The 20725-nt window shown below is 44.3% G+C and carries 14 protein-coding genes; 6 read left to right on the top strand and 8 right to left on the bottom strand.

The features are described 5' to 3' along the window. The first annotated feature begins 37 nt into the window (after window positions 1–37). From MSG34_RS00855 to MSG34_RS00845, 3 genes are read left to right on the top strand one after another with little or no spacing between them, the layout of a single operon-like run. Window positions 38–991: an iron chelate uptake ABC transporter family permease subunit gene (locus MSG34_RS00855; RefSeq protein ID WP_248336010.1), complete on the top strand. Its 954-nt coding sequence runs from the start codon at window positions 38–40 to the stop codon at window positions 989–991. Continuing rightward, window positions 984–1934: an iron chelate uptake ABC transporter family permease subunit gene (locus tag MSG34_RS00850; RefSeq protein WP_248336009.1), complete on the top strand. Its 951-nt coding sequence runs from the start codon at window positions 984–986 to the stop codon at window positions 1932–1934. The genes MSG34_RS00855 and MSG34_RS00850 overlap by 8 nt, the downstream gene beginning before the upstream one ends. 12 nt (window positions 1935–1946) lie before the next feature. Beyond that, a complete protein-coding gene (locus MSG34_RS00845; protein ID WP_017061894.1) occupies window positions 1947–2711 on the top strand; it encodes an ATP-binding cassette domain-containing protein in 765 nt (254 codons plus the stop codon). A 125-nt stretch (window positions 2712–2836) separates the two neighbouring features. On the opposite strand, the gene pstB is transcribed toward MSG34_RS00845, so the two are convergent. From pstB to pstS, 4 genes are all read right to left on the bottom strand, one after another. Next, window positions 2837–3685: a phosphate ABC transporter ATP-binding protein PstB gene (gene pstB, locus MSG34_RS00840; protein WP_048606155.1), complete on the bottom strand. Its 849-nt coding sequence runs from the start codon at window positions 3683–3685 to the stop codon at window positions 2837–2839. Then, on the bottom strand, window positions 3685–4521 hold the full coding sequence (gene pstA / locus MSG34_RS00835; protein WP_048606157.1) for a phosphate ABC transporter permease PstA: 837 nt from the start codon (window positions 4519–4521) through the stop codon (window positions 3685–3687). Before pstA ends, pstB begins: the two co-directional genes overlap by 1 nt. Then, on the bottom strand, window positions 4518–5438 hold the full coding sequence (gene pstC, locus MSG34_RS00830) for a phosphate ABC transporter permease subunit PstC (protein ID WP_197090247.1): 921 nt from the start codon (window positions 5436–5438) through the stop codon (window positions 4518–4520). The genes pstA and pstC overlap by 4 nt, the downstream gene beginning before the upstream one ends. Window positions 5439–5583: 145 nt before the next feature. After that, a complete protein-coding gene (gene pstS, locus MSG34_RS00825; protein ID WP_048606161.1) occupies window positions 5584–6630 on the bottom strand; it encodes a phosphate ABC transporter substrate-binding protein PstS in 1047 nt (348 codons plus the stop codon). A 660-nt stretch (window positions 6631–7290) separates the two neighbouring features. On the opposite strand from pstS, the gene MSG34_RS00820 reads away from it, so the two are divergent. After that, window positions 7291–8316, top strand: coding sequence for a two-component system response regulator (locus MSG34_RS00820; RefSeq protein WP_048610920.1), 1026 nt, complete (start codon window positions 7291–7293; stop codon window positions 8314–8316). After that, window positions 8309–13297, top strand: a complete 4989-nt coding sequence (locus MSG34_RS00815) for a transporter substrate-binding domain-containing protein (RefSeq protein ID WP_248336008.1) — start codon at window positions 8309–8311, stop codon at window positions 13295–13297. The genes MSG34_RS00820 and MSG34_RS00815 overlap by 8 nt, the downstream gene beginning before the upstream one ends. Before the next feature lie 94 nt (window positions 13298–13391). Here the strand turns inward: MSG34_RS00815 and MSG34_RS00810 are convergent, their stop codons facing one another. Beyond that, the gene (locus MSG34_RS00810) at window positions 13392–14282 is read right to left on the bottom strand and encodes a LysR family transcriptional regulator (protein ID WP_248336007.1); all 891 of its coding nucleotides are present in this window, start codon (window positions 14280–14282) and stop codon (window positions 13392–13394) included. Between the two features lie 267 nt (window positions 14283–14549). Between MSG34_RS00810 and MSG34_RS00805 the strand changes: the two genes are divergently transcribed. Next, the gene (locus MSG34_RS00805; RefSeq protein ID WP_248336006.1) at window positions 14550–15725 is read left to right on the top strand and encodes an MFS transporter; all 1176 of its coding nucleotides are present in this window, start codon (window positions 14550–14552) and stop codon (window positions 15723–15725) included. A 226-nt stretch (window positions 15726–15951) separates the two neighbouring features. Here the strand turns inward: MSG34_RS00805 and MSG34_RS00800 are convergent, their stop codons facing one another. The 3 genes from MSG34_RS00800 to MSG34_RS00790 all read right to left on the bottom strand — a co-directional run bounded on the left by MSG34_RS00800 (window position 15952) and on the right by MSG34_RS00790 (window position 20608). Then, window positions 15952–18708: an immune inhibitor A domain-containing protein gene (locus tag MSG34_RS00800; protein WP_248336005.1), complete on the bottom strand. Its 2757-nt coding sequence runs from the start codon at window positions 18706–18708 to the stop codon at window positions 15952–15954. Between the two features lie 47 nt (window positions 18709–18755). Beyond that, on the bottom strand, window positions 18756–19067 hold the full coding sequence (locus MSG34_RS00795) for a hypothetical protein (RefSeq protein WP_248336004.1): 312 nt from the start codon (window positions 19065–19067) through the stop codon (window positions 18756–18758). A 575-nt stretch (window positions 19068–19642) separates the two neighbouring features. After that, on the bottom strand, window positions 19643–20608 hold the full coding sequence (locus MSG34_RS00790; RefSeq protein ID WP_050619692.1) for a hypothetical protein: 966 nt from the start codon (window positions 20606–20608) through the stop codon (window positions 19643–19645). Window positions 20609–20725 lie beyond the last annotated feature (117 nt).

Raw genomic sequence — 20725 nt, 5'->3', positions numbered from 1 at the left:
TACGGGCTACCCGAGACCTACCTTTAGTATTATTTCTATGTTGAAACCCATTGCAGCTGCTGTATTTCTTGTTGTGTTATGCGTTGCGTCATTGATGATTGGAGTCGCTGAAATCAGTTTTAGTGACTTCTTCAATGGCAACCAACACGCCAACTCTATTTATATTGTTAGTCGGATCCCTCGACTACTCGCGATCGTGCTTGCCGGAGCGGGATTGAGTGTTTCTGGTTTGATCATGCAACAAATCGTACAGAACAAGTTTGCCGCGCCTTCGACGATGGGCACCATTGACTGTGCGATGTTGGGCTACATAGTCGGCATTCTAGTGCTAGGCAATGCTGCGCAATGGAGCTACTTAGGCTTTATCTTCGCGTTTGCAGTGTTTGGCACCATGCTATTGGTTCGCTTCCTACAACACCTTAAGTTTAAGAACGCGGTATTAGTGCCTTTGATTGGCATCATGTACGGCAACGTGGTTTCAGCGTTGACCACATTTATCGCCTACAAACACGACTTAGTACAAACCATGTCTGCATGGACGATGGCGAACTTTGCGAGTGTGTTGCAAGGCAGCTATGAAATTCTTTACCTCGCAGTGCCTGCTTGTGTGTTGGCTTACTACTTCGCGAGTCAGTTCAGTGCGGCGAGTATTGGCGAGAGCTTTGCGAAAAACATCGGCTTGAATTATCAGAAGATCGTCTTCATTGGTGTTGCATTGGTCGCTATCTGTGCCTCTTCTGTAGTGATGATCGTCGGTGTTATCCCATTCCTTGGTCTTATCGTGCCGAATATCGTGTCGCTGATGATGGGCGATAACATGAAGAAGATTCTGCCTTGGACAGCCTATTGGGGCGTGATCTTGGTATTGGTTTGTGACTTGTTAGCTCGAATCGTCATTTTCCCTTATGAGATTCCAATCTCGATGGTAATCAGCATCTTTGGTGGCTTGATTTTTATCTACCTAATCATGAGAGACAAGTCGAATGCGTGATTCAGTAAAAATTGCGATTCTGGCCATCGCGTCTTTGTGTATGGCGGCTGTATTTGTGGGGCAGGGACTTACGTGGGATAACTATGAGTTCTTCTTGTCTCTGCGACTACCTAAACTACTGTCAATTGTGTTGGCGGCGGTGGCGATTTCTGCATCGTCATTGGTGTTCCAAACCATTACTAATAATCGAATTCTAACCCCGTCCATCTTGGGCTTTGACAGCTTGTATATGCTGGTTCAAACGGTACTTCTGTTTGTGTTTGGTAGTGCGAGCTTCTGGGTGATTGACTCAATCGCAAACTTTTCGATGTCTGTGACTGTGATGATCTTGTTCTCGTTTGCTCTGTTCCATTTCTACTTTAAGAGCAAGCGAAACAACGTATTCACACTGCTGTTGATAGGCATCGTGTGTGGCAGCGTATTCTCGAGTTTAGCTAATTTCCTTGCGATGTTGATTGATCCCAATGAATTCGCGGTGCTGCAGAATGTGATGTTCGCAAGCTTCAATAACGTGAAAGGCGAACTGGTTTACCTCAGCCTTATTCCATTGGGTTTGAGCTTGCTTGGCCTGTGGTTGTTGGCGCCTAAGCTTGATGTACTTTGGCTTGGTGTTGATAACGCGACAAGCTTGGGTGTGAACACTAAACGACTGACTCAGATTACCTTGGTGATTGTGTCAGTGATGGTCGCGGTGTCTACGGCTCTGGTTGGCCCTGTGTTGTTCTTTGGCTTGGTCACCGTGAGCTTAGCTCGCCAGATATTCCGATCTTATCAGCATCGTGTGCTTATCATCGCAAGCAGCTTGTTAGCGATCGTGCTATTGGTTTCTGGCCAATGGTTTATCGAAAAAGTGATGGCGTTTGAAACCACAGTGAGTGTGATCATTAACTTGGTCGGCGGTTTGTATTTTATGTTCTTGTTGTTACGCACCAGAATTCAGTAAAGGTAGTAAGTAGTGATTAAATTAACAGGTTTAAGTAAGAAGTATGGCAAGTCACTCGTGGTGGATGATGCCAGTGCTATGTTCCCGAAAGGCGAAGTGACTTCTATCATTGGCCCAAATGGTGCGGGTAAAAGTACACTGCTTTCAATGGCGAGCCGCTTAACCGACAGCGACGCGGGTGAAGTGGTCATTGGCGATAAGTTACTGGCTGAGTGGGATACTAAAGAGCTAGCGAAGCACCTTGCCGTGTTAAGACAATCAAACAACATCAATATGCGATTTACGATTCGTGAGTTGGTCTGTTTTGGTCGCTTCCCACACTCTCAAGGTCGCTTGAAAGACGAAGATCATAAGATAGTCGACACAGCATTGGAGCACCTTGGCATTACCGACATCCAAAATAAATACCTTGATGAATTGAGTGGCGGTCAGCGTCAAATGGCGTTTATCGCGATGGTTGTGGCGCAAGATACGGATTATGTGTTCTTAGATGAGCCTCTAAATAACCTTGATATTAAACACTCTGTTGAAATCATGCAGACGCTGCGTCGTTTGGCGCATGAGTTCAATAAAGCGGTGGTGATCGTGATTCACGACATCAACTTTGCTTCTTGCTACTCGGATAACATTGTCGCGATGAAGAAAGGTAAAGTGGTTAAGTCGGGTAAGGTTTCGGAAGTGGTTGAAAAATCAGTAATGGAATCGATCTACGAGATCCCATTTGAGATTCGTGAGTTCGATGGCGTTCGAATCTGTATGTATTACTCTGGTCGTTAGATTACTGAATAACTCGGTTGTTTTGTTTTCTAGCCGTTGAATGAAAAGAGCTCCCACATATGGGAGCTCTTTTTTTTTTCGCTATTGGTTCTTTTGCGAGTGCATTTTAGTTGCTGAAGACTCAGTTAGCCGAAATCACCAGAAATATAACGCTGCGTGCGGTCATGCTTTGGCGCTTTGAATATCTGCTCGGTTTCACCAAACTCGATTAACTCGCCAAGATACATAAAGCCGGTGTGGTCAGAAATACGCATCGCTTGCTGCATGTTGTGAGTCACGATAACGATGGTGTACTTCTCACGAAGCTCGGTAATCAGCTCCTCAATCGCAGCAGTCGCAATCGGGTCGAGTGCAGACGTCGGTTCATCCATTAGGATCACCTCAGGTTGCAAAGCGATAGTACGTGCGATACACAAGCGTTGCTGTTGTCCACCCGACAAGCCCATAGCATCCGCGTTCATCTTGTCTTTCACTTCTTCCCATAGATGTGCACGCTTAAGTGCTTTCTCGATTTGAGTATCGATTTCATCCTTGCTAAAACCACCTTTAAGTTTCAGACCAAAGGCCATGTTCTCGTAGATAGACATTGGGAACGGGGTAGGCTTTTGGAAAACCATGCCGACTTTTGAGCGAAGTTCATTGAGGTCAATCGAACCTAGAATGCTTTCGTCATCAAGCAGGATATCGCCTTCTGCATATTGAGTTCGGTACAAATCGTAGATGCGATTCATGGTTCTCAATAGCGTTGATTTACCACAACCCGAAGGGCCGATCAGTGCCGTCACCTTGTTGTTGTAAATCGGCATGGTGATGTTCTTTAACGACGCTGGCAGATTCTTATTGTAGAAGAAGCTCAGGTCTTCAATTTGCATGCGACAAGTCATTGCTTGGTCATTGGTTGCCTCAGTAGACAGGGTATCAAGACCTTTTGAGAAAGAGTTGTCGTTTACTAATGAGTTAGTCATTGCAGTCATTATGCTTTTCTCGCTTTCAGGTATTTAGGCAAGCTTGTCGCTAGGATGTTGATAAATAGAATGAATGAAGTAATCAGTAGGGCACCTGCCCACGCTAATTCTTGCCACGATGAATAAGGACTCATCGCAAATTGATAAATGGTCACTGGTAGGTTCGCCATTGGCGCACCCATGTCTGTGGTCATGAAGCTACTGTTTAGCGCCGTGAATAGCAGGGGAGCCGTCTCTCCTGAGATTCGAGCAACCGACAACAAAATAGCCGTTACAATGCCTGGGCCTGCAGCGCGGTAGCTGAGCTTAGTAATCACACGCCATTTTGGAGCGCCCAAACCACTACCAGCCTCTTTTAGCGTTGGTGGCACCAGTCTTAACATTTCTTCTGTTGAAGAGATGATCACAGGCAAAGCCAGAATAGCTAACGCGATTGCTCCAGCCCATGCTGAGTAAGAACCCATTGGAACCACAATCACCGCGTAGATGAACAAGCCAACCAAAATAGAAGGTGCGCTCACTAACATACCGTTAAGAAAGCGTAGTGTTTCAGCTGTTTTGTTCTCTTTAGGTGCTTCAGATAGCCAAGTACCAGCCAACACACCAAGCGGAGCTGCAATCGCGATGCCCATACCAGTTAGAATCAAGCTGCCATAAATCGCATTTTTCAAGCCGCCTTCACTGCCCGGAGCTGGAGTTAGTTCAGTAAACAGACTCCATTTCAGCCCCTTGATGCCTTCTCCGATTAGGGTGTAAAGAATGCTCGAGAGTACGATAAGACCCGTTGCGGTTGCAGCAATGCAGAACGCATAGAATAGGCCATTTTTAAACTTTCTTAGATTCATGCTCTACCTCTTTTCAAAAGGAAACGGGCAGCGCCCATAACAATGAAAGTGATCGCAAATAACACAAGGCCTAGCGCGATTAGCGAAGAGATGTGAACTTCATTTGTCGCTTCATTAAATTGCTGAGCAATCGTAGATGAAATAGAACTTGCAGGCATAAACAGTGAAGTTTCAATACGGTTTGCACCACCAATAACAAAGGCCACCGCCATGGTTTCACCCAATGCACGTCCTAAACCTAAGATACCTGCGCTTGCTACTGCGCTTTTTACTTTAGGAAGCAACACTTTAGTGATGACTTCGAATGGCGTAGCACCGACACCGTATGCGGCTTCACGTAAAACATCTGGTATTGAGCGAAGTGCATCACGGGTTAGCGCCGTCATGATAGGTAAGATCATAAACGACAAGATGATGCCTGCACTCAGTAGGCCGATACCGATTGGCGGGCCGCTAAACCAAGTACCAAGAATCGGGATGCCAGATAAGTTCGTTAGAGCCCACATCTGGAAGCCTTCAGAGAACCAAGGTGCGAAGACAAACAAGCCCCACATGCCGTAAATGATGCTCGGAATTGCTGCTAATAGTTCAATAGCCTTGCTCACAGGGCTGCTGATCCACTTGGGTGCTAATTCTGCTAAAAAGATTGCAGTGCCTAAGGCAACTGGAACCGCTATACATATTGCGATGAAGGAAGTAACCAGTGTGCCGTAAATAGCAGAGGCTGCACCGAAGTTACTATTAATCGGATCCCAGACATTGTTGAAAACAAAGCCAGGGCCAAATTCAGAAAATGCTTTCCAACCGCCATCAATTAAAGAAATGATAATGCCAGTTAGTGCAATAAAAATAAGAATAGAAGAAGTAAAACTCAATTTTTCAAAAATTGAATCACCATCTAATCTTTTAATAGTCATTGTTTTATTCATAGGTAAGATAAATACCGCTAGTGGCTATTCAAAAGAAGCTCTTCCAAAGAAGATATATTCAATAAAAATCACAACTAGCGGTATTGGGTCTCAATTAAAAGTTGATATTAGTTTCAATGAACGAATTCATCGATTAATTAAGAATGGCTTTGCCATCGGTAGTTAGCTCTTGTGACCAAGTGTCATTTACCATCTTAGTGACCGCTTTAGGCATTGGAATGTAATCCAACTCTTCAGCGGCATCAGCGCCATTCTCATAACTCCAATTGAAGAAGTTAATGATCTCTTGAGCTTTGGCTGCGTCTTTTTGATCTTTATGCATCAAGATAAAAGTTGCCGCCGTCATTGGCCAAGAGTCAGCACCTGGTTGGTTGTTCAGTAGAAGGTGGTAGCCAGGAGCGCTTGCCCAGTCACCATTTGCTGCTGCCGATTGGAACGTCTCCATCGTTGGCTGCAAGAATTTACCTTCTGCACTGTCCATTTGCGTATGAGTTAGGTCATTTTGCTTCGCGAATGCGTACTCTACGTAGCCGATCGCGCCACGAGTGCGGCTCACGAAGTTAGCTACACCTGCATTACCATTACCGCCGATGGTTGTTGCCTGACGTGGCCACGTGATGTCTTTACCAACACCAACTTGGTTTTTCCAATCATCGTTTACTTGAGCAAGGTACTCAGTAAAGTTGAAAGTTGTGCCAGAACCATCTGAACGGTGGACAACGTAAATCGGCTGAGAAGGAATAGTAAGGTCGCTGTTTAATGCAACGATTTGCTCATTATTCCAATTGTCAATTTTGCCTAGGTAGATATCTGCAAGCAGCTCACCTGTTAGCTTCATTTCACCTGCTTCAATGCCAGGGATGTTTACAACCGGTACGATTGCGCCCATCACCATTGGGAACTGAATCATCTCTTCCTTGTTGAGTTCATCAATTGTTAGTGGTGCATCTGTTGCACCGAAATCAACGGTTTTAGCTGTGATTTGACGAATGCCGCCGCCCGAACCAATCGCTTGGTAGTTGATTTGAATACCAGTTGCTTGTTGGTATTGCTCAGCCCACTTTGCGTAGATTGGATGAGGGAAGGTGGCACCTGCACCATTGATCGTCGTGTTTGCAGAAACGTTGAAAGTTGCCGCAACCAATAAAGACGACAATAGTGTAGATTTAATCAATTTCACGGTATATCTCCAGTTAATCTATTATTCATTCGAATAATGTCGGTGTTTGAATAAAGGGTTTTAGTGTTCAAGTAAAACATTGTGATTATTCAAGCTCAGTAAAATATGACTAGACTTATTAAGTTGTCGAAGGGGAGGTTATGAACTGAATATTTCACTTTTATTAAAGTGATTTTTAAATCGATATAAATAGAAAAGGTTTATCTGAATGGATTTATTCTGATAAGAAAACTTCACAGAATCGGGGCTAATTCCGTTGTTCTTTACGAAGTGAAACAGATTGAATTTGATGTGAACCAGGCCACTGGATAGTCATTTTTGCATCTGTTCATGCGATCCAGTTCGGCGAGCTGTCATCATGTTCAACGATTGATTATTCACTTCAGGTCTTGCTGGTGAAAGAGCGACTAACAGTAGGCCGCAATAGTTATTTTCTTCGGGGGTGTTTAGGTGATGTGATAATAGATGCGTATGTAGTTCATTGTTTTATAAGCTAATTCCCGTCGAGTTTTTGACATCTTACCCATTCAAGGTGTTAATTTGATGTCACTCGAAGATCTATCCTTCATTTTTAACAAACATTTGTCATTTTGATATTGAGAGGTGCGAAAACCCATCTACACTATGGTTATAACTGTTTGATTTGTATACGAGGTATCAATGAGTCGGAAACCCATAGTGTTAGTCGTGGATGACACCCCAAGTAACTTGGATGTGTTAACGGCAATACTCAAAGATACTTATCAAGTGAAAGTAGCGATTAACGGCACAATTGGTATCAAGATTGCGAAGATGGTGCCGCAGCCAGACCTTATCCTCCTTGATATCATGATGCCTGACATTGACGGTTACGAGGTGTGCCGCCAACTTAAAGCTCAGCCGAATACGGCTCACATTCCTATCATTTTCGTGACCGCCAAAATTGGTCCAGAAGCCGAAGTGAAAGGCTTGTCTTTAGGCGCTGTCGATTACCTAACGAAACCGATCACGCCTGAAATCGCACTCCAGCGTGTCAAGACCCACATCGCGTTGTATGACCAACAACGAGCACTGTTCCATCAAGTGAAAGACAAAACCGTCGAGATCAACCTAGGTAAACTTGAGACCCTCAATATCTTAGGTCGAGCAGCGGAATTTAAAGACAACGAAACGGGTATGCACGTTAAGCGCATGAGCCACTACTGTGAGGTGTTGGGCAAGGCGCTAGGTATGACTGACGAAGATGCCGAAACGCTCCGAGACGCGGCGCCAATGCACGATATTGGTAAGATAGGCATCCCTGATAACGTGTTACTGAAGCCCGGTAAACTCGATGCGGAAGAGTGGGCGATCATGCAGAAACATGTCGAGTATGGTGTGGAGATTTTAGGCCAGCAAAGTGATTCAAAACTGATGCGCATGGCGATTCAAGTGGCGCAGTATCACCATGAGAAATGGGACGGTTCCGGTTACCCGAGTCAAGTTGCAGGGGAAGACATCCCACTGGTTGGCAGAATCGCTGCTGTGGCAGATGTGTTTGATGCACTGACGGCAGAGCGCCCTTATAAAAAAGCTTGGAGTGTCGAAGATGCTTTGGCCTTAATCACTGAGCAGAAAGGTAAGCATTTTGACCCGACTATCGTTGATCTGTTTTTCATTAAATTGCCTGAGATTCTAGAGATTAAAGAGAAGTTCAAAGATGAGTGACCTCTGGGGTAAGTGGGATAAGGGGGGGAAGTGGGGTAAGCGTTATGTCATCGCCATAATTTTGTTTGTTTTCTTCGCTGTTCGTGCCGCTAGCGTTAACGCAGAGGAGGCTCCAGAGCGACAATCAAACCTATGGCAAGATCCTGATCGTGAAATCACGTTTGTTGCGCTATCCAGTCATTATCCTTACTCATTTATTGGTGATGACGGAAAAGTAGACGGGATTATTCGAGATTGGGCGTACGATCTTGAAGAGCGTTTCAACGTAAAAACCAACTTCATCAGCGTAGATTCTCACGCTGAAGCAAAGCAAGCTTTGTTAGACGGGAAAGGCGATGTGTTTCCGTTTCAACAGTTTGATCCCAGCGAAGGAGGTCGTTTCCTTCAAACCGATCCTTATATCTCGTACCAAATTGCTGTTATTCTTCCTACCGATGACCACCTCAACAATAAAATTGAGCAAGAGGCCAAGAGACGAATTGCCATGGTTCGTGAAAGCATCGACCTTGAGCGATCTGGCGTGCAGCTTAGTTCGATTGAGAGAGTTGAGTTCGATACGGCCATTGATGCTATTCGTGCATTAGAAGATGGGTCGGTTGATGGCTTACTGGCTGAGCCTGTAACCACCATGGATCTTGCTCATAAAAGCGGAGTAGAGAATTTAGCGGTCAACCATGTACTTGATCGCTGGAAGAACATCAAAGCAGCCATGGTTATTCGTTCAAACGACAATGAGTTGCTTAACTTATTGAATCAACAGATTGCAACGTTTGATATCGGTAAAAAGAACCGTATTTTATCTAAATGGTTAGATGACTCGCCTTATCGCTCTCCCATTAAAGGTGTATTTGGATTCGGCAACCCACCTTACATGTATCCAGACAGTACTTCTGTTGGCTTAGAGCATGACATTATGCAAAGGGCTTTGAACGATATGGGGTATCGATTGGGTGACGTTGTCACTTTACCTCGTACTGCAGCTCGTCAAGCTATCGATAACAACAACTCAATATCATTTGTTTCTGGTGTTCAACTTGATGATTCTTCATTGCACTTTGTCAGTGACAAGGTGATGGATGTTGATTTTGTGCCAGTGTCATTAAAGAGGCGTAAGCTGGATTTGAAGTCGGCAAAAAATTTGTCATTGGGTGCTTTGCTGTTCGATGAAACATCGCCGATTAAAAACTCCGTAGAAGTGCTGGAAAGCCAATTGAGCATTGATCGGATAGATGATCTCGACAGCTTAGAGTCGGCGTTTTCCCAACTGAGAGCTCAAAATGTTGATCTCCTGATGGTGGAAAGGCGCGTGTTAACCTGGTTTGTCACCAATACCCGGTTTATTGAAATGCGCGAGATTCAGCTTCATGAGGATTATAAAGTCAGCTATCCCATCTACGTGGATTTCAGGGGATCTGAACTAAGAGATCGCTTTAATGCCGCATTGGCAAACCTCAAGAAGGAAGGCGGTGATTTTGAACCGATTCTTAGAAGACAAGTTAAGAACGATCTGACTCCGGTTCTGAAGAAGGCCGATATTATTGCTCAAATCTCAGCGTACTTTATCGTCAATGATCGCTTTGACGAATTGCCTAAGATTTTTGACATATTTGACGCAGATAATACCTTTACGGTGATTTCGGCACTGGCTGATAATAATAAGCGACCGCTTGAATCTTGGTTTCTAGGAGATGTATCAACGTCATCATTGGACAAGAAAAACACCTCTAAATTGTCATCCGTGACGAAAGGCGCTGGTTATAAAACGAAGACGGGCAGCACCAATGCTGGGTTTATGACCTTCTATTTCGATGTGGATTCCGTGGAAGGGAGCTATGTTTATTTCCCAGCCATTGAGCAGTTCAATTCATTCGGAGATGGTGCAAAACGCTATATTTCAGATATTTATCAATCAAACAGTTTAGCCGGTGAACTTCTTAATCTTAGTCAAAATGAACGTCAGTGGATAAAGTCTCATCCAGTATTAAAGATCGGTATTGATCCTAACTCTTTGCCTTATGAGGCCGTATCTAGCAAAGGGGAATACATCGGCATGATCGATGATTACCTAAAGCTGATCGAACAGAAAACAGGTTTACGCTTGGAACATGTTGATGTCGGCAGTTGGCAGGAGACTCGACGTCTCGTTGACCATAGAAAAGTGCACCTTGTCTCGGCCGCTGTGGAGAATCGTTCACTTAGCGAGAGCGTGAAGGCGGGTAAACCGTTATTTTCTAGTCGCTTGGCCATTGCCTCAAGACGAGATGTGAATAGCCTTGTCTTAGAAGAAGCTGCCGGATGGAAAATCGGTATTTTAGAGGGGGGAGCCAACACAGGAGCTATCGTGGATAGTTACCCTGAGATCAACTGGGCGATGGTGTCCTCGACTAATGACGGCTTAGAGCTCGTCGAGTCGGGTGAGTTTGATGCGATGATTGATACCGTTGACGTCCTAACTTACTTAATCGATTCATTTGGCTATCGAGGGATTGGCATTATCGGCCGATTAGATTTCTTCCTGTCGCCAACTCTGCATGTCATCAAGTCTGAACCTTTGTTGTTGTCTATTGTGAACAAAGCGATAGGCAGTATCTCGGCTGAAGAACACCAGAAGATCTCAGCAAAGTGGGCGGCACCTAAAGCGATAGAAAGAGTTGACTATCAATTGGTTTACACCATTTCGGTTTTTTCTCTGGTGATCCTTCTTCTTATTATTTTCTGGAATCGTAAATTAACTAAGCAGATCAGTATTGCTAAGGAAGCGACCGAAGCTCTGGAAAAGGCGCAGAAGCAACTCTACAACATGCTAAATAGCTCTCCAATTGCAGCCAGCGTGGTATTTGAAGAAGAGGTTCGTTACGCGAACGATACGGCAAAACGTTTGTTTGGTGTGGAAGATCAGGCGTTGTCTTCTATCGACGTCGCTGCTATCCATGACTCGCTGAGCGTTCGTGATGGCGTGCATAAAGAGCTCGACCTTAACGGTAAAGTTGAAAATAGGGAGTTGGTACTCAGAAAATCTGATGGAACCCGATTTGTTGCTTTGGTCAGTTACTATCTTTTTGAGATTGATGGGGAAGTCGCCACACTATTTTGGGCATTCGATATTTCAGAAATGAAGCGCCTTAACGAGCAATTGGAAGAAGAGAAACAGAGAGCCGATTTGGCGAGCCAAGCTAAATCAGAATTCTTAGCCAATATGAGCCATGAGATAAGAACCCCAATGAACGCCATTATTGGCTTGTCCTATCTGGCGATTGGCGAAATATCTAACCCTGTCGCTCGAAATTACATCGAGAAAGTGCACCGTTCTGGCCATTCGTTACTCGGTATCATCAATGACATCCTTGATTTTTCAAAGATAGAAGCAGGGCAACTTGTTATTGATAACGTCCCGTTTGATCCCGTAACGACCTTTAAAGATGTGATTGAGTTGATGGAGTCGAAAGCGGCTGAGAAACAACTCAATTTGTCGATGGTCATCGACCCAGAGTTAGACACGCCATTGCAAGGCGATCCCTTGAGGTTGTTCCAAGTCATACTCAACCTTGTGGGTAACGCGATTAAGTTTACGGAAAAAGGCAGCGTAGCGTTAACGGTGGAGCATGTTGACTCGAACGATAGCAGTCTAACCATGAAGGTGAGTGTGATGGATACCGGGATAGGCATATCGGATGAGAACCGTCACAAGCTGTTTGAAGCCTTTAGCCAAGCGGATACCACAACAACACGTCGGTTTGGCGGTACAGGGCTTGGGCTCAACATTAGCCAGAAATTAGTGCATGCGATGGGCAGTCAAATTACGGTGGAGAGTGTTTACGGGCAAGGCAGTGAGTTCTCCTTTGTGCTGACATTGCCACGATCAAGCTCGGATGCGTTAGCCGACTTCAAAGCCCAAGAGCTGCAACTGGATTATCAGATAGAGTTCAAAGGCCAAAGAGTTCTACTGGTTGAAGACAATGAGCTGAACCAAGATCTCGCCTTAGCATTTTTCAGTCGCTCTAAATTAAATGCCGATCTTGCTGAAAACGGAAAGGAAGCGCTGGAGCTAGCTAAAAACAACGACTACGAAATAATCTTCATGGATCTTCAAATGCCGGTTATGGACGGCTTTGAAGCTACCCGTTTGATTCGTGAATTCAATACAGATGTACCGATTATTGCAATGTCGGCCAATGTTTTTGCTGATGCGAAACAACGAGCGAGGGCGTCGGGCGTCACAGACTTCTTGGATAAGCCAATTGTTATTGATAAAGCGATGTCTTTGATTACTCGCTACATTGTTCCTGAGGTATTAGTTGAAGGTCGAGCGCCATCAGACACGTCTTCAGATGCGATCCAGGCAGGTGATTCTGTTGAGAGTGCGGAATTACACTCCGATACTCACATAGAACCGCCTGTTTTCTCTCAGTCGAGGTTTGAGCAACTGACTTATCATGATGTGCAGCTGCAAGCCAAAATGCTTGATAGGTTCTGCCAAGGATCGCCAGACATGATGTCGGATGCTTTTGATAACTTAGTACAAGGCGAATGGGAGACGTTAGAGCGTAATCTACATACCTTAAAAAGCATGGCAGCTGCGATTGGTGGATTGCGATTGGCAGAGTTACTCAGTGATTTAGAAAGCAAAGCTCATAACAAGGCGTGTGATGAAGAAGATCTTAAGCAAGGCGAACTTAGGTTAATCGAACTGATTAAAGCAGTTGAGAGAAGCTTTGATGTGTCTGGTGTTGAGGGATTCAATACGACAAGTACTGAAGAAGCCGATGCGAGTCTTGCTGATATCTCTGATTCACCGAGCATCACGTCAGAACAGCATGCTCAGTTGCTATCACTGCTGGATGCTTATGATAACGATGCAACTCAATATGTGACTGAGTTACTGGCACAGTATCCACATTCTGTTGTTCTCAAAGATGTTCAAAGTGCGTTAGATAATTATGACTTTGAACGAGCCAAAGAGGGACTTGGCGCTTCTGAGTAGTTGTCTTTTATAAATATCACTTCAACATTAAAGCCTTTAGCTCTTACAGCGAAATAACGAGCTAGCTAAAGGCTTTAAGTCTATCTATACCGAACTAACCACTCACGTTCTGTTTGATTAGCTCAACAACCGTATCGTATCGGTGCGGCAGTTTTCGGTTTCGTTTTTGAACCAAATACAGCGTTTCCTCAACTTCTACCTTTGGCGGCACAACGTGTAGCTTGTCTCTATCTGGGAAGTGTTCAACCGCACCAGCCGGTAACACGGTAAAACCTAACCCTTTTGATACGGGTAGCAAGATCTGGTGAAGCTGATTGATGTAGCCAGATCTCGGTATCTCATTCACGTTGATGTTCGCTAAGTCTTTATCTCCGCATAGGTCGAAATACAAAGACAAATAGTGTGCAGAATCTGGGTGCGCAATCAGGCCAATGTCATGAAGTACTTGCGGCGTTATCTCTAAATCAGCAAGGCTGTGATGGACAATAAGACACAGTGCTTCTTTGCCGATGACTTGGCTTTGGTAGTAGCTGTCGTTCGGGGAATGCCTAACAATGCCGATATCGGTCGTGCCTTCGATTAGGTCATTCAATATCTTTTTGTTTGGAGCGGCTTCTAAGTTAATGCTGAGCTCTTGGTGTTGCTGTTGAAGTTCAAGAAGCTTGGGATACAGACGCAAAGAGAGTGAGCCAGAGCAAGACAAGTGACATTGTCCAGCATAAGGATTATCAAAACTCAGAGACTCAAAAAGATCTTCTTGGTCTTTCTCTAGCTTGAGCGCGTAGCGATACATAATCCGACCCTGTTCGGTCAGCTCGAAGCTCTTATTTTCTCGAGAGAGCAGGTCACAATTACAAGCTTGTTCAAGCTTCTTGATGTGTTGGCTGACTCCAGGTTGTGTCATATACAACTTATCTGCCGTTTGGGTGAAATGTCCAACTTCAACCAGAGTCTTAAACGTATTGAGCCAAAGTGGATTAATCATACTCACCTTCAAATGCTAAAGCCTATAAATAACAAGACTTATAAATCACAGAGCCTGTAAATAACAAAGCCAATAAATAACAGAAAATTATTATTATCTTAAGTAATGATAATTTCAACTCTAGTGTCTTAAGTAACGCTGATCAAAGTCATATGGTGGTAACACTTTATACTGGTCGATTTGTAGAGTTGCTATGAGTAACAAAGTGTTGCGACTTTGTTGATTTTTTGGTCTATTGACCAACTGTGCTCATATTTAGGAACGAAGATGAATAGAAATGTTTGGCTGCTTTCACTGTGTCAGGCCTTGTTGATGACGGGTAACATATTACTGATCTCTGTGATTGGTTTGATCGGTAAGCAGATTGCGCCCAGTGTCAGCATGATTACCTTGCCGGTTGCACTGCAGTTTTTGGGTTTAATGGCAGCCACTATTCCTGCATCTTTAATTTCAGGCAAGTTAGGGAGAAAGCGAGGATTTAGCATTGGTAATGTGGTTGGCATTACAGGAGCTAGTCTTGCCACCTACGCACTGTCTCAGCAAAATTTCTATCTGTTTTGTTTCGCTACGTTCTTACTTGGGATAGGCATAGGTTTTGGTACGCTTTATCGTTTTGCTGCAATCGAGGTGTGTGATGAAAATGCCCGTCATCGAGCGATATCTATCTCTATGGCTGGTGGCGTTCTAGCAGCGGTATTGGGGCCAAACTTGGCGATTATGTCTCAACAGTGGTCGCAAGATGGTTTGTACATTGGTGCTTTTGCTTCATTGATTGGATTGAACATTCTTGCGTTACTCATCTTACAAACCATTCAATTCCCAAAAGTCTCTTTTAATAGTCAGGCGCCTAAATCCGATCCTCTCAGTGTGATAGTGAAATCGCCTAACTTTATTGGCGCCGTGTTTGCTGCCATGGTCGCTTATGCGGTGATGAATATCCTGATGACAGCAACGCCATTGGCAATGATTGGCTGTGGTTTTGACTTTACTAAAGCGGCAGGTGTGATTGAGTGGCACGTGCTGGGCATGTTTGTACCTGCATTCTTTACTGGCTCACTTATCGAGAAGTTTGGCTCACGAATGATGATCTTGGCGGGTGGGGTGCTGTTCGTTGTCTGTATCGCGATTAACATTCATGGCGAATCTATTTGGCACTTCAGAGCGGCCTTGGTTGTGCTAGGTGTCGGTTGGAACTTCATGTTTATCGCGGCAACGGGTTTGTTTAGTCAGTCTTACCAATCGCAGAATAAAGCCAAGGCACAAGCGTTTAATGAGTTTGTTGTCTTTGGGTGTGTGACGATTACCGCCATGCTCTCTGGCTGGCTAGAATCGACAGCAGGGTGGCAGAACCTCAATATCTATGTATTACCATTCGTGTTAGCCGTTATCTTGTTGTTCGCGTTCAGCGCACGTAAATCACACATTCAAAAACAACCGGTTTAAGGACTAGTTGAACCGCTGAAAATTGAACGTATTGCTACGGTAATCTCTCTACAGTGCTAATGATGCTATCCAAGCACAGACCAATAAAAAGCCCTACCAATAAGGTAGGGCTTTTGCTTACGGCTTAAATAATAACGTTTTCTTAAAATTGCTGTCTTGGCTTATATCCTGTGACAACAGTACTTAAGCTTGTTTTGTAAATACGCATGACAGAGCCTGCGATGATTTACAGGTCGACCAAAATTGTCTTAGTGGTAATCCCACCTTGGTCATCGATTATCTTCAGTGTCACCTCGTGCTTTCCGTATGAAGGGAAGATTGATGTGAATGTGCGACCACGTTTGACCTTTCCGTTTGGCAGTGTCCATTCGGTATCAACAATGCGACCATCGCTGTCTGAACTTGTAGACCACATGGTTACCCAGCGGCCCAAGTGAATGTACTTCGCGCTCGCTTCTGGCAGGGCGTTTGGAGATTCAACACTCACCACAGAGCTAAATGAATCGGTAGCGCCTTTGTCGTCGACAACAGTCAAGCTCACCGTGTATTCACCGGCTTGCTCGTAAGACCAAGTTGGTGCCACTTCGTTACTTGTTGTGCCGTTGCCGAAGTCCCATAGGTAACGGGTGATCTCACCGTCTTGGTCTGAGCTGAAGTTGTTTACAGAAACACTCAGGCCTGTCACATTAAGCTCGAAGTTCGCGGTAGGAGCGACGTTGTGTTGGCTTACTTTAGATAAGCGAACCACGCCGTATTCGTTGTTATCACTCTGATTCACAATATCGACAGCTAAACCAAACTCCGTCAGGATGCGTCCTGAATCTGGTGCTTGAGGCGATGTGTAATCTTGGTCATCCGAGAAGCTAGCATTGCCAACCAAACTGGTGTCTTCGAGTACATCATTGTCGCTGTTTACAAGACGCATTGGAGTATGATCTTTGAGTGAAAACGCTGCGTCTCGAACTTGGTAGCGTGTTTGAGCCACTTCACCAGAGTTCGCCCATACCATGGCATTTTGGTCTGCATCGACCACGCCTAACCAACCTTCACCAGGGTGTTTACCTACCCAGTTGTCAGTTAGTGATTCGTCGACGTACCAAATGATCAAGCCTGGGTCGAATGACATCAGTTGTCCCATGCGTTTGATGTTCGCTAGGCCTTCATCAACATCCATGTGGCTGCGCCATTGCAATAGATAATAGTGTTGCGCTTGATGGAATCCATTACTCAGCTTGTAACCATTAAGGGCGAAGGTGGAGTTGCTCTCACCATCATCTATATCGGTCACTTCACCATCGACAACCACAGTAAGGTTATCTAAATAGAAGCCTTCCATTGCTAAGCCACCATCGGTGATGTACTCAAATGAAAGTTCAACTTCTTGTCCTGCCCATTGTGAAACGTCGAACTCAGCGTCAATCCACCCGCCAGATTCGCCGCCAATAGCAGGAACGAGGCCCGTGTTGTATGGGTCGTCCATTGAGGTAATGTTGCCTGCAATGGCTGTTCCGTTGATTAGCGCGCGCGCAAAGTCGTAGTCTTTTTCAATCTCATACCAAGTTTTGAAAGACAGCAGTGCAGAACCACCCGCTGGGATCACCAACTTGCGAGTCATACTGTTTTTCAGATCATCGCCTTTTTGAGAGTGGAATGAATACTCGCCCTCAAAGGGTTTCAGACTTTCAATCTGCTTTTCAGGAAGATCCACTTTGATCATGTTAGGACGACTGTTATCCGTTGTTTGGAACAGCGTATACACTTGTGGATTGTCTTCTAGGTCATCAATCGAGATCTGATCATCGTTAACCCAACGGCCGCCAATCGATTTCTGTAGGAAGTGTTTTGCCCAAGAGCTAAATGCCGTTGGTTGTGTACCGCCAATTTGACCTGCCCAACTCCCCGAAGACATGATTGACCAGTAAGAAACCGGTTCGCCTTTGCCTGTGTATTGCGTGTCATACTCGTCTGGTAAGCCTAAATCATGGCCATATTCGTGGGCACAAACACCCGCAGCCGCATCAATCGGTTGAATGGTGTAATCGAACGCCGCGTATTGGCCACCAAAACGATCTGGGAGCGAGCTAGAAGTACCTTCCAGTACATGAGTGCGACCAAGGTTGAATCGGTGAGACCAAATCGCATCAGGGCCTAACACGCCACCACCGGCTTCTTCGCCTACCGATGCATGAAACACCATCAGGTGATCAATCACACCATCGGGTTCGCGGAAATTTCCGTCACCGTCGTAATCGTAACGATCTTCGATGTCATAATCGGCAAGGTTGATACTTGGGTCTTGCGCCAGTTGATTAAGCGCTTCACGAACCAGTTCTTGTGCGTTTAAGTCGTTGTCGGTGGTAGGGGAGTTGCCACCATAGAATGACGCAGGCTTGGAGGCGCGATACCAACCTGCCGCTTGACCTGCAACGCTGTAACTATCACCTGATTCGCTTTGGTAATATTGACGCATCGAGATTAGGTTTTCGCCATTTGGCCCAGTGTAGCCAGAATTTGAGAACAACAGTTCTTGATAATGTTCAGGGTTGTAGCTCTCGTAGAGCATCTGCGTGTGCTCTTCGGTCAGCTTGTTGTCATCCCAGTTCAAATCAGGGAAGTCGACCAACAGAGCGAGCACTTTGTCTGTACGCTTGGTGCCGACTTCTAAAGCAAAGACACTCGCTTTTTTAACGCCAGACCCTTTTTCTATGGCTTTGAGTATTTTTGCGCGTTGCTCAAGTGCTTTTTTTCCGAATTGAGCATCGCCTTTGAAACCGGAATTGATTTTATTTTTCAAGTAACGGTCAAGCGCATCGTGCTTTGCCGCATCGGTTGCATCTTGGTCGACTAAGCCTTGTCTAACTAGCATTTCAATGAGTTTGTCTTCATTAACTACGCCTAAATCAATAGGTGTTTTTGCATAACCACTGACGCTAAATAGAGTAAGCATTGCTGAAGCCAACAATGTTTTTCTCATCATTTTCATTATATTTCCTTTTCATATTTCCATGTCGATATCAGTATCAACTTGCCTTATTCGGATCTGTTGTCCGAGTTTGGCCTAATACACTCTTGTGGTGTCTTATTTAACTGACGTGTGTTTGTTGTATGTTTCTTACCTTCTATCTCTTTTGTATTGGTTGTCTCTTTTCTATTTTTTGAATCAAACGGAGTGCTCTTCAATTTTTTAGCGTTGAGATAGATACGCAAAGCTTCTTGATTTTCCTCATAGGTTAAGCCTGAACAGATAACACCTCGTTTAATCAATGACTTCAGCAATAGTTCGTCGTTCTCAATAGTGGAAGCCTGTGACAGTGAGGAAAAAATTAAAACCATTAAAGCCATTGTTTTTCTGGGTGTTTTTGTAAGAGTCCTAGTTGTACGAGCCTCGGTTGTAAGAGGCGCTGTTATAAGGAACATAGTCATAAGAGCCATCAGTTTTGATTATGTAACAAAATATATTTATAAAATTCACCAATCAAATGAATAATTATTACAATTAATTATTCGTTCCGGTTTCAACATTTAGAGTTAATATAAAATAAGGAGTGTTATTTATTCTATTGTCAGTTATTTAATGGGTTTTGTTGAATGAATAGCTGATAGTTTGGATATTTAATAACATTGATTAGAACGCGGTTATAATTCTGGAGGGCGCTTTATACAAGGAGTTGGCTTCTAAATAATAAGATGATTTTTTATTATCGGTGTTTTAAAATACGCATGTAATAACTGAGTTATTAGTAAATACCCATGCTCAAATTATTTTTACTCAAAATATCAATAATTAGGGTATTGAGAGTAACTTTCAGTGTTTCAATGACGTGAAATTTAACAATAACGGCGGTGATAGGATCGGCGAGTAGCAAAAAGAGCCCGTGTTTGAGCTCTTTTCCTTTTAGTCTCGTTGGTATTTTTACTTATGACTGAGAGACATCGCGATAAAAGTAACGTTCACAAGTGCTTGGATTCATGCGTTTAATGACGTTGGATATTAAAGCGATAACCAGCACTGAGAATACTAACCTTCCCCAAAATATGGTGTAGAAGTCAGCCCCAATGAGCATGATCAACAACGTATCTTCTATCAAACTGTGGAGCAAGTTGAGCAGCATGATTGCGGTGAATACATCTCTTGCTGAGATATGGCCTTTCTTGGCTTCGTTGATCAATAAGCCACCGCCAAACGAAAGACCAAGCGTGATTCCTATAATCGTTAGGTTGGTTGCGTCCTTGCTGATTCCTAGCAGTCTCAAGAACGGTCTTAACAATATTGCCATGAGCTTTTCAATGCCGAGAATCTTTAAAACCTTGAGTAGCAGTAATAGCGCTGAAATCACCATGAAGATAACGGCAAAGCTCTTGAGCTGTTCAATAGCCCAACCCAAATAGCTTGTGTCTCCTGATACTTCAGGCTGCCAAAGTACGGTTGCTGGGTAGTTGAGCAAATCCCCGTATTGATAACTGAGATTAAGTAGCCAAGCCAGCACCAAGCTACCACCCACTCGCACCGACAGGGTAGCCAACCAGCTCACGCCTGCTTTTTTGGCTATCGCCCCCTCAATCGGTAATGAATGTGCTAGTAGCATCATGCTGCCTAAAACCGAGGCTTGAGCAACCGTTAAGGGAGCGTCGGAATTGATGAGAATAATCAGCCCCGCATAGATGTTAGTGAGTATGGTGGTTGCCCATACCAACCCCATCTCTTTCGGTAAGCCGACGCTTTCCATTATTGGGCTCAGCCATTCGCTAAGAATCACGATGCCGCCGAGCTCTTCAACGACCTTTATCACGATGATAATTGGAATCATGATTCGGAAAAGAGTCGAGGTGACATCGAAAATCTCTCTAAGGAGTTCTTTAAAAAATTGATAGGTTGATTTCATAGTTGTGACCATGGTTCGATTGTTTGGTATGAGAAGATCTTACCGTGATTGTTGTGATTCAGATTTCTAAATTGACCTTTAAAGTTGCGATGGATTTTTTAATTATCGTAGTATTAA

The organism is Vibrio sp. 1CM2L, assembly GCF_023161695.1.
GTDB classification, from domain to species: domain Bacteria; phylum Pseudomonadota; class Gammaproteobacteria; order Enterobacterales; family Vibrionaceae; genus Vibrio; species Vibrio coralliirubri.
The sequence above is the reverse complement of the archived record's forward strand: the minus strand, read 5'-3'. Positions and strand labels throughout refer to the sequence as shown.